Origin of the sequence: Sphingobacterium sp. HMA12, assembly GCF_002933815.1 — a bacterium.
In the GTDB taxonomy this organism is placed as follows: Bacteria; Bacteroidota; Bacteroidia; order Sphingobacteriales; family Sphingobacteriaceae; genus Sphingobacterium.
The window spans coordinates 554,338-565,490 of sequence record NZ_BEYR01000002.1; the positions used below are offsets into that span (position 1 = coordinate 554,338).

Genomic DNA, 11,153 nt, shown 5'->3' on the forward strand with positions numbered 1-11,153 from the left:
TTTAGCGATCATGAACTTGAAAACAAAAATAGCGTTATCCTTACTTTTTTTTGAGGCTATGGGATTGCATGTATCTGCCCAAAAAACAGCGAGCCAATACCTCTCTGGAACAGGAAAGGATGATGGTGTGTTATGGGATTTTTATGTGACCGAAGGCTTGAAAGCTGGGAAATGGACTAAAATACCAGTTCCCTCCAACTGGGAACAACAGGGTTTTGGGAAATATAATTACGGCTTCAATAAAGAGGCTGACAAAGGCAAAGAGGTCGGTCACTATAAATATAGATTTAATGTATCCGATGCCTGGAAAGATAAGCAGGTGCGTATCGTTTTTGAAGGTTCGATGACCGATACCGAAGTCAAGATTAATGGTAAGCTGGCCGGCGCTATCCATCAAGGATCATATTATGTTTTCAAATACGATATTACGAAGCTATTGAAATTTGGCGAAGAAAATCTATTGGAGGTCCATGTTGCTAAGCATTCGGCAAACAAGTCGGTGAATGCGGCGGAACGGGAAGGTGACTTCTGGATTTTCGGCGGCATTTTTAGACCGGTCTATTTGGAGGCCCTGCCCCAGCATCATATTGAACGTGTTTCATTGGACGCAAAGGCCGATGGTACATTCCGGGCAAAAATAGTGACAGCGGGAGAAGCGGACGAAATTACGGTTCAACTGCTTGATGCAAAAGGAAAGAAATTTGGAAAACAGCTGAAAGCAAAGCTGTCAGACAAAAACAATTGGCTCGAGGGGCAATTTTCAGCTCCGCAATTATGGTCTGCAGAATTTCCGAACTTATATACAGCGCAATTTACCTTGTCGAAAAATGGTAAGGTACAGCACCAGCTGGAGCAAAAATTTGGTTTTCGGACTATAGAAGTCAAAGAACGTGATGGTGTTTATGTCAATGGCGTAAAGGTCCGATTCAAAGGGGTCAATCGGCATGCGTTCGTTCCGGAATCCGGACGGACGACGAGTAAAGAAGTTAGCATTGCCGATGTGAAGCTCATGAAGGAAATGAATATGAACGCTGTCCGGATGGCCCATTATCCACCAGACAATCATTTTCTGGCTGTCTGTGATTCATTGGGTTTATATGTCATGAACGAGATAGCGGGTTGGCACGGACACTACGATAAGGAAGTAGGCACTAAATTATTGCGGGAGATGATGGTCGTATCCGAAAATAATCCTTCCGTTGTTTTCTGGGCAAATGGGAATGAAGGTGGACATAATCCAGATTTTGACCCCATCTTCGCAGAAGAGGATATTCAAAAACGTGCTGTGATTTATCCCTGGGCCGTACATGATGGTTTTGAAACAACCCATTACCGGGAATATAACTATGGTATTGGTACCTATGATCATGGGCATAATATCATTATGCCGACGGAGTTTTTGCATGGCATGTACGACGGCGGGCATGGTGCCGGATTGGAGGATTATTGGAAAGCGATGCTTGCCAATCCCCTCGCTGCGGGTGGATTCTTGTGGGATTTTCGTGATCAGGGCATCGTCAGGACGGATAAAGGTGGTATCATAGATACTGACGGAAATCGTGGTCCAGATGGTATAATTGGTCCACATGGCGAAAAGGAAGGAAGCTTCTTTACCATTAAAGAAGTATGGAGCCCTATTTTCTTTGAAAAACGTGAAATTACAAAAGGATTTGATGGGAAATTCCATATTGAAAATAGATATTCTTTTACGAATGTTAATCAGTGTACATTTTCGTACGAACTCAAGAAGTTGGACGATTATGATGAGGTGAAGGAAACAAAAAGAGGAACGATTGTCGCACCCAATATCCAGCCTGGTGATAAAGGGATCTTAAAAGTTGACTTTCCTACAGATTGGAAAGACTTTGATGTCTTATATATTACCGTAAAAGATGTGCATCAACAGGAGCTCTTCACCTGGAGCTTTCCAATTACATTGCCGAATCAGGTGGCAAATAGTCTCCTGAAACCAAATGGAACAGAGGAGATTGCCGTACAGGAGACCGCTAATGCGTATGAGGTAAAAGCGAATGGCATTCGCTATCAGATCAATAAGACCAGCGGGTTGCTGGAGCAGGTTCAAAATGCCAAAGGAATTATTCCTTTCAAAAATGGGCCGGTTTTGCAGGAAGCGGCGACAAATTATAAAAATTTTAAATTGAGCCGTGAGGATGGAAAGGTGATTATTGCGTCTACTTTCGATAAAAAAGATAGTTACAATACCTTGCGTTGGGAAATTTCTCCTTCGGGACAGTTGAAAATGCATGTTCAATATTTCCCTGAGAGTTATTTTACGCGCTTTGTAGGGGTGAATTTCGATTTTCCAGAAGATCAGATCAGCGGTGTTGAATATCGGGGAATGGGACCTTATCGGGTTTGGAAAAACCGGATGAAAGGGAATCAGTTTGGCGTGTGGAAGAAGAAGTACAATAACACGGCAACGGGCGAAGCGCCATTCGAATATCCCGAATTTAAAGGGTACCATGCCAATATGTATTGGACAAAATTTATCGGAAAAGATCAAAGTTTCCGCGTGTTTACCGATCGGGAGGATGTGTTTTTGCGTTTATATACGCCAAAAGAACAGCAAGATACCGAATGGAAAAACATGGAACCCACTTTTCCGAAAGGCGATATTTCTTTTATGAATGGTATTTCAGCCATCGGCACGAAAACACAAAAGCCAGAAACGACCGGGCCTATGGGCATGAAGCATGTGTACTATGATTTTGAGAAGGAACCCACTCGGGCGCTGCATATGGTCCTCTATTTTGATTTTGAAAACTAATGAAAGCAGGAACAGTCATATCTATTGTATTGGTCTTCTTGTCGATCTTATGTCATCAGGCTACGGCACAGATCACTGTTGCTGACCTGCGGACTGAATTACGTTCGAATCCGATCGGTATAGATGTCGCCGTGCCAAGACTGAGCTGGCAATTGCAGGGCAGCGGGCGGTCTATCCGACAAGAAGCCTATCAGGTTTTGGTTGCTTCTTCACAAGAAAAACTGGATCAGAATATCGGCGATTTCTGGGATTCCGGGAAACAATTTTCGAATAATTCCATACAGGTTGTGTATGCTGGCAGAGCTTTAAAGAGCCGGATGGAAGTTTTCTGGAAAGTAAAAGTGTACACGAATAAAGGCGAGAGTAGCTGGTCTGAACCAGCTGGCTGGACCATGGGACTGCTGCATTACAAGGATTGGACAGGTCGTTGGATTGGTTTTGATCAATATTTTTCATCGGACAATGAACAGACCGGACAATTGGCTGCCCGTTATTTCAGAAAGGAATTTACGACAACCAAGCAGATAAAACAGGCCACAGCCTATGTGATGGGCCTCGGACTTTATGAGTTATATATCGACGGCAAGAAGATAGGAGATCAAGTGTTGGCTCCTGTGCCCACGGATTATACCAAAAACATCAAATACAATGTCTTGGATGTAACGAAGTCCTTGTCGCCCGGTAAGCATGCGCTAGGTGTGACTTTAGGAAATGGCCGCTTTTATGCCATGCGTCAAGCCAAACCCTATAAAATAAAAACCTTTGGATTCCCCAAATTACAGATGCAGCTTATGCTGACCTATACGGATGGCTCTACAGAGGTCATTAAGACCGATGATTCGTGGAAAGGAACGACCGAAGGACCAATAACGGCAAATAACGAATATGACGGTGAGGATTATGATGCCAGAAAAGAGCTAACGGGCTGGGCAAATCCGGATTTTGACGATAAAACATGGTTAAAGGCTGCTTTTGTGCAAGAGCCCGGTGGCAATTATGAAGCGCAGTCGGAGGGTATGAAGGTTATGCAAGATATCGCACCGGTTTCGATCGTCAAAAAATCCGAAGGAAAATACATCCTTGATTTCGGTCAGAATTTCTCGGGTTGGGTAAAGATGACGGTGTCCGGTACGCGTGGAACCGCGGTGACACTCCGTTTTGCAGAATCTTTGACGAAAGAAGGCGAATTATTTACGACCAATCTACGTGACGCGAAAGCAACGGATCATTATATATTAAAAGGTGGCGGAAAGGAAACCTGGGAACCGCGATTTACCTATCATGGATTTCGTTATGTCGAAGTCAGCGGCTATCCGGGTGTAGTTTTAAAAAGTAATTTTGTTGGCCGCTTTGTCTACGACGATATATCCAATGCGGGAACCTTTGTGTCTTCCAACACTCTCATCAATCAGATCCATCAAAATGCATGGTGGGGTATCGCTTCCAATTACAAAGGTATACCCGTTGATTGTCCACAACGCAATGAGCGTCAGCCCTGGTTGGGTGACCGTCCAATCAGTGCGTACGGTGAGAGTTTCCTCTTTGATAATGCCAATTTTTATCATAAATGGCTCGAAGATATTCGGCTGTCTCAGAAAGAGGATGGTGCATTGCCGGATGTTGCACCAGCCTTCTGGCGCTACTATAGTGATAATATTAGCTGGCCAGGAACATACCTATTTATCGCCGATATGCTCTATCAGCAGACTGGCGACCTGTGCATTTTGGAAAAGCATTATCCAGCGATGAAAAAATGGATGGATTATATGCAAGCTCGTTATACAGGCTCAGCGGGTATCATTACCAAGGATAGTTATGGGGATTGGTGTTTCCCACCGATAAGCATTGAAGCCGGAAGAGGAAAGATTGCGGATAAAAAATATCCAAGTACATTGATCTCAACAGCTTATTACTATCATTTGCTGCAGACCGTCGCCCGTTTTAGTGCCCTTATAGGTAACGAGCGAGATCAAACTGACTTTTTGGACCGCGCAGCAAAGATGAAAGTAGCATTTAATGCCGCTTTCTATCACGATGCAGGATATTATGGTAGCAATTCATTGACTGATAATATATTGGCGCTATCTTTTGGCTTAGTCGAAGATAGGAACAAAGAAAAGCTCAGCAACCGGATTGTGGAGATTGTGGAAAAAGAAAATCAGGGGCATCTGAGTACAGGGCTTATCGGAACACAATGGATTATGCGTACACTGACCAAAATCGGTCGTGCGGATCTTGCCTATGGAATTGCGACAAAGAAGACCTATCCTTCCTGGGGTTATATGGTCGAAAATGGGGCCACAACAATTTGGGAGCTCTGGAATGGCAATACAGCCCATCCCAAGATGAATTCACAAAATCATGTGATGATGTTGGGTGACCTCTTGGTATGGCTCTATGAGGATCTGGCGGGCATCAAATCGAAAGAGCATGCTTTTCAGACCATCCTGATGAAACCACAGATCGCTGCAGGTCTCGATCATGTGAATGCAAGCTACAAAAGTGTTTATGGAACCATTCAATCCAATTGGAGCAAAAGCAAATCGGCTTTTGAATGGAAGATTTCTATTCCGGCCAATACTAAAGCAGAGATCTATCTGCCAACAACCGAACTCTCTACAATCTCGGAAAGCAATCAAAAATTAAATAACAATAAAGATATTCAGATCCTACGACAGGAAAAATCGGGCACTTGGCTCACTATCGGATCCGGAGATTACCAGTTCAGCATTAAATTATAACAACATGAAAAAGGTCTTATCAATTTTTATACTAAGTCTGCTGATGATGAGCCTGTATGCGCAGGACAATTCAACGGAACAGAAAAAGTCACAGGAGTGGACGGCAGAGCTTAAACTTGTCAATCCGGCAAAAGAAGAAAAGATCAAAAGCTTGATCTTGAGTCATCTGATAGCCGTGAAAGAGTGGCACAATAGCCATCCGATTAGTACAGTTCCAGCAGGAATAAATCCGTATACGGGCGAAAAATTAAGTGATATGGACCGTTCCATTATTGCAGATTCAGCGCAGCCCGATTCTATACACAACAACTTGATGGCTGGTTTGCGTCAAGAGCTTGAAGAGCAACAGGTTGCTTTTATCTTGGACAAATACACGATCGGAAAAGTTGATTTCACCTTAAAAGGATATAAGGCAATTGTCCCAGATCTGACAGCAGTTGAGGAACAGACCGTCCGTAAAAATTTAGAAGAAGCCCGCGAAAAAGCAATAGATTATAAAGGGATTAAGCAAGTTTCTGCCATTTTTGAAATTTACAAAAATAAATGTGAGGCTTACTTAAATGCCAACGGCCGCAACTGGCGTCAATTATTCAAAGATTATGTGGCAAAGGTAAAAGCCGAAAAAGAAAAGCAACAGAAATAGACTTGAGTTTACCAAATCAATTCCAATAAAAAACAAACATCGTATGCCTTGGTAGGGGAAAAACCAGTTAAGATGCATACGTATAAAATATCGATAAACAGATGAAGATAAAGATCAAATTGGCAACAGCCCTATTGTTTTTATGCTCCTTGAGTTCTTACGGACAAAATCCGACATTAAAAGAATGGCAAAAAGGGGTCATAAAAGATGAGTTTATTTATGATACGGCATCTTTCCCTTCCTGTCATTCCGCTACCATGGCAGAGACCGATCAAGGTCTGGTTTATGCCTTTTTTGGTGGAACGAAAGAACGTCATCCCGATGTGGAGATCTATGTGAGTAGATTTGAAAACGGCAACTGGTTAGCGCCAGTGTCGGCAGCGGATGGTGTACAACCGGATGGCAAGCGCTTGCCGACCTGGAACCCAGTTTTATATCAAATACCTAACGGAGATCTCTTGTTATTCTATAAAATTGGGCCTAAACCATCGGAATGGTGGGGCATGCTCAAACGCTCCAAAGATGGCGGTAAGACCTGGTCTGCTGCCGAAAAGTTGCCTGAGGGCTTTATTGGACCGGTGAAAAATAAGCCTGTTCTGTTGCAAAATGGCACCTTGCTGAGCCCTTCCAGTACGGAAGGAAATGGCTGGAACATACATTTTGAGGCCAGCTCAGATTTTGGTAAGACCTGGCGTAAAATAGGCCCGATTGCCCGTGGTGCAGATAACCTGGATGCCATACAACCGAGCATACTAGACCACGGAAATGGTCAGTTGCAAATATTGGCGCGTACGCGTAACCGTGCGGTCGTGACATCCTGGTCAAAGGACTGGGGTGAGCATTGGACCCCATTGGAGAAGACCGATCTTCCGAACAATAATTCAGGTACAGATGCCGTAACGTTAAAAGACGGACGGCATGTATTGGTTTACAATCACGTACTTCCAGAAGGTAATCTAGCCAAGGGGGCGCGCACCCCATTGAATGTTGCTTTTTCCAAAGATGGCAAGCACTGGCAGGCCGCACTTATACTTGAGGATTCGCCAATCAGCCAGTATTCTTATCCCGCAGTGATTCAAACCAAAGATGGGCTATTACATTTTGGCTATACCTGGCGTAGAAAGAAAATGAAACATGTCGTCGTAGATCCGAAGAAAGTGAAGCTAATCCCGATTGAGAATGGCGTATGGCCAACAAAAAAAGGATATAAAAAACCAGATCCCAATGCATATGTCAAAGAAGAAGACTAAGCTCGTTTGTGCAGTATATCTGTTTTTTGTTTCGCTTGTTGTCAAGGGACAGGACAGCTTATTGAATTACGAACATAAATTTAAGCAACCCCTGGAAAAAGTTCTTGTCATGATGCAAGAACGGTATCAGGTCAAGATCAAATATGATCCACGTAACGTCAAAGACATTATGGTGGACTATGCACCTTGGAAGTTTAGGGCAGATCTTGTGGGCACAGAAATCAATTTGCTGTATCCTTTGGGTTTTAAACTGCAGGAGGAAGCCAAGCCCGATACCTATAAATTAAAATCATACGAATACAACCGCTGGAAACCACGGGAAGGTTGGGATTTTCTAAACTTACTGTCCAAAAAATATACAGATCAGGCTAGTTGGGAAAAGAGAAAAGATCAATTGCGTGCTGCGGTAAGACAAGCGATGTACTGGGATAAGCTGAAAAGTATACCGGATCAACCGATCCGCTTGGGCAAGGCCCGCCGCTATGCGGACTACCAAGTTCAGAACTTTGCATTAGAAATTATACCGGGTGTCTATGTCAATGGCAGTATCTATTCGCCGCTCAAACAGAAGAAAAATATCCCTGTGGTGCTCTCTCCTGATGGGCATTGGCCACAGCAACGGTACCGTTCGGATGCGCAGAAGAGATTGATCACCTTAGCCCGACTGGGCTGTATGGCGATAAGCTATGATCTATTTGCCTGGGGAGAGTCTTTATTGCAGTTCGCTGGTTCAGATCATCGCAGCAGCGAAGCTATGTTGATGCAGACCTGGGGTGCAGCGCGCATCCTAGATTATGCCATGAGCTTGCCACAGATCGATCAAAGCAGGATAGGCATCAGTGGCGGATCGGGAGGGGGGAGCCACAGTATTTTAATGGCAGCCTTAGACGATCGCTTTACGTTGGTCGCTCCCGTCGTGGCGATGTCTTCCTATTTCTTTGGTGGCTGCCCCTGTGAAAGTGGACTACCCGTGCATTTTGTCTGTGGCGGGACCAATAATGTCGAACTGGCTGCGATGGCTGCGCCCAAACCACAACTGATCATTTCCGATGGACAAGATTGGACGAAGGAGACTGCTATCAACGATTTTCCATACCTGCAACAAATCTACGGTTATTATGGCCAGCAAGATCAAGTGCAGCACGCACATTTCCCCGATGAAGGTCATGATTTTGGCTATAACAAGCGGCAGGCACTCTACACATTCTTGCTGGATCATTTTCATTTAGATCAGGCTAACGCTGCCGATATCATCGCGGAGACCGGAATTCAGATCGAGCCAGAGGAGTTATTATACAGTTTTGGAAAGAAGGGGGAAAACTTACCAAAGAACGCGATTCGTGGGATGGAACAATTGAAAGCATTGTTAAAATCATATCAGATTGAACTATGATGAACCGAAAAAAATTTATACGCGATACCTTGGCCTTAATTGCTATAGCGGCCCTGCCTCCTGCTGTCTTTGCTGCACCTAAGCGGCGTTATAATGTCGCCGTAATTGATCTGATGATCTTAAAGCGGCAAAAGCTAAGTGCATTTGACCTGGCAAAAGAAATAGGAGCGGACGGGTTGGAGGTAGATATGGGCGGATTGGGCAACCGGATTACTTTTGACAGTAAGTTGGGTGATCCTGCGCAATGCAAGGCCTTTCTTGACAAAGCAAAGGAAACCGGAATAACGATCTGTTCGTTGGCCATGACCGGCTTTTATGCACAGTCTTTTGCTACGCGGCCGACTTATCGGCAGATGGTAGGGGATTGTTTGGACACTTGTCAGAAAATGGGGGTTAAAGTGGCTTTTTTGCCTTTAGGCGTGACGTGCGACTTGGCTAAATATCCTGAACTGCGACCTGCTATCGTGGAGCGTCTTCGAATAGTAGGTGAGATGGCAAAAAAGGCTGGTGTGGTGATCGGGATTGAGACCACATTGGATGCAAAGGCTGAGGTTGATCTTTTAAAGGAAATTGGGTCCAAACATATCCAGATCTATTTTAATTTTTCCAATCCGTTGAAAGAAGGGCGTGATCTGATTCAGGAGCTGACTATTTTAGGAAAGAAGCGGATCTGTCAGATTCACTGTACGGATGAAGATGGTGTATGGCTCGAAAATAACAAACGACTGAATATGCCTTTGGTAAAACGGACCTTGGACCGTATGGGCTGGCGCGGTTGGCTCGTGATCGAGCGATCCCGTGACGCTAATCTATCACCACGTGCTGTCAAAGAAAATTTTGGTGCAAATACACGTTACGTAAAACAGGTGTTTCAATGAAATTAAACTGGATAATATCGCTTGTGGTAGTCATACTAGGAATGCAGGGATGTCGAAGTATTCCGGTTGAAAAGCTGGATAAGACCCTGTTGCGTGCTGATCAGGTAGGAGCGGGACAGATGCCTAGAGCACCCAAGAAGGTGCAATCCCCTTTTACGACATGGGATGTCCAACGGCCAACATTTCCCATACGACACGATACCGTATGGCCTACTGAAAGTATTCAGGGTAAGCTCGATCAGCTTGCTGCGCAGGGAGGTGGGACGTTAGTACTGAAAGGACATCACCATACAGGACGGATTGCGCTAAAGTCCCATATTAATCTGAAACTGGACAAGGGGTCGGTATTGGAATTTAAGAATGAAATAGAAGATTTTCTACCTGTAGTGTTTACACGGAACGAAGGGGTAGAATTATATAGCTTGGGGGCCTGTATTTATGCTAATGGGGCAGAAAATATTGCCATCACGGGATCAGGTAGAATTATTGGGCCCGGTGAAGGCAGCGTCCGGAATAAAACCATGACGCATGACGTGATTGAAAATATTGTCGACAGTAAGCGGCCTGTCGAACAGCGGATCTACGATGGAAAGACCGTAGATTTCATCTTTCCACCTGCCCTCATTGCGCCTATTAACTGCAAAAAAGTCTGGATTGAAGGTGTATCGCTGGCGCGTACGGCTTTTTGGAATATCGTGCCCACCTATTGTGAGGATGTCGTGATCCGTGGGGTACGTATACAGTCAATGGGTATACCACGTGGGGATGGGATCGATATTGAATCGTCTAGGCGTGTGCTTGTAGAGTACTGTACCTTAAATACTGGAGACGACTGTATTGCTGTAAAAGCGGGTCGTGGGTATGATGGACTGCGGGTGAATCGACCTTCGGAAGATATTGTAGTTCGCTATTGTTTTTCGGAAAAAGGTCATGGTGGATTTACGATCGGTAGCGAAACTGCGGGCATGGCCAAAAATGTATACGTACATGATTGTGTGTTCGGTAAAACCAACGTCGGTATCCGTTTTAAGACCAGAAGACCACGGGGTGGAGGTGGATCTTCCATTCGCTTTGAACGTATTCGAATGCAAGAGGTCGAGTCCGCATTACGCTGGGATATGTTGGGACAGGCCCAACATGTGGGAAATCAGGCCAGCCGTGATTTCGAAGTACAGAAGAACCCCCTGACACCACATTTCTCAGATATCAAAATAAAGGATGTCTATATCGATGCGGCTAAGGATTGTATTAAAATAGAAGGTATACCTGAATCTGTCTTAGAAAATGTACGCATTGAGCGCGTATTTGGACGAGGGGATCGGTATTTGTCGATTAAAGACGCTAAAAATATCAGGATTAAAAACAGTGTTTTTGTGTGTAAGGATACCAGTATCTCAACAACCAATGTTTCGGAGTTGATACAGGATCATGTTCGTGTTATGACTGAAGCACCTTAATAG

7 protein-coding genes are annotated in these 11,153 nt (G+C 44.4%); all 7 read left to right on the forward strand.

Annotation, left to right across the window (positions count from 1 at the left end; translation table 11 throughout):
- Positions 1–10 precede the first annotated feature (10 nt).
- The 7 genes from HMAT_RS15865 (at position 11) to HMAT_RS15895 (ending at position 11,150) form a co-directional block, all read left to right on the forward strand.
- Positions 11–2,788, forward strand: a complete 2,778-nt coding sequence (locus HMAT_RS15865) for a glycoside hydrolase family 2 protein (protein WP_104383814.1) — start codon at positions 11–13, stop codon at positions 2,786–2,788.
- Positions 2,788–5,529 carry an alpha-L-rhamnosidase gene (locus HMAT_RS15870; RefSeq protein WP_104383815.1) on the forward strand — a complete coding sequence of 914 codons (2,742 nt, stop codon included), beginning with the start codon at positions 2,788–2,790 and terminating at the stop codon, positions 5,527–5,529. Before HMAT_RS15865 ends, HMAT_RS15870 begins: the two co-directional genes overlap by 1 nt.
- Before the next feature lie 4 nt (positions 5,530–5,533).
- Positions 5,534–6,172 carry a DUF3826 domain-containing protein gene (locus HMAT_RS15875; protein ID WP_104383816.1) on the forward strand — a complete coding sequence of 213 codons (639 nt, stop codon included), beginning with the start codon at positions 5,534–5,536 and terminating at the stop codon, positions 6,170–6,172.
- Between the two features lie 101 nt (positions 6,173–6,273).
- A complete protein-coding gene (locus tag HMAT_RS15880; protein WP_104383817.1) occupies positions 6,274–7,422 on the forward strand; it encodes an exo-alpha-sialidase in 1,149 nt (382 codons plus the stop codon).
- Complete coding sequence (locus HMAT_RS15885; protein ID WP_158655902.1) at positions 7,403–8,815, forward strand: acetylxylan esterase; 1,413 nt, start codon at positions 7,403–7,405, stop codon at positions 8,813–8,815. The genes HMAT_RS15880 and HMAT_RS15885 overlap by 20 nt, the downstream gene beginning before the upstream one ends.
- Positions 8,812–9,693: a sugar phosphate isomerase/epimerase gene (locus HMAT_RS15890; RefSeq protein ID WP_104383818.1), complete on the forward strand. Its 882-nt coding sequence runs from the start codon at positions 8,812–8,814 to the stop codon at positions 9,691–9,693. Before HMAT_RS15885 ends, HMAT_RS15890 begins: the two co-directional genes overlap by 4 nt.
- Positions 9,690–11,150 (forward strand): glycoside hydrolase family 28 protein, encoded by a 1,461-nt coding sequence (locus HMAT_RS15895; RefSeq protein ID WP_104383819.1) that lies wholly within the window; start codon positions 9,690–9,692, stop codon positions 11,148–11,150. Before HMAT_RS15890 ends, HMAT_RS15895 begins: the two co-directional genes overlap by 4 nt.
- The last annotated feature ends 3 nt before the right edge of the window (positions 11,151–11,153 follow it).

Coding starts and splice junctions, on each gene's coding strand:
- HMAT_RS15865 (WP_104383814.1), top strand. CDS start 11: ATGAACTTGAAAACAAAAATAGCGTTATCCTTACTTTTTTTTGAGGCT.
- HMAT_RS15870 (WP_104383815.1), top strand. CDS start 2,788: ATGAAAGCAGGAACAGTCATATCTATTGTATTGGTCTTCTTGTCGATC.
- HMAT_RS15875 (WP_104383816.1), top strand. CDS start 5,534: ATGAAAAAGGTCTTATCAATTTTTATACTAAGTCTGCTGATGATGAGC.
- HMAT_RS15880 (WP_104383817.1), top strand. CDS start 6,274: ATGAAGATAAAGATCAAATTGGCAACAGCCCTATTGTTTTTATGCTCC.
- HMAT_RS15885 (WP_158655902.1), top strand. CDS start 7,403: ATGTCAAAGAAGAAGACTAAGCTCGTTTGTGCAGTATATCTGTTTTTT.
- HMAT_RS15890 (WP_104383818.1), top strand. CDS start 8,812: ATGATGAACCGAAAAAAATTTATACGCGATACCTTGGCCTTAATTGCT.
- HMAT_RS15895 (WP_104383819.1), top strand. CDS start 9,690: ATGAAATTAAACTGGATAATATCGCTTGTGGTAGTCATACTAGGAATG.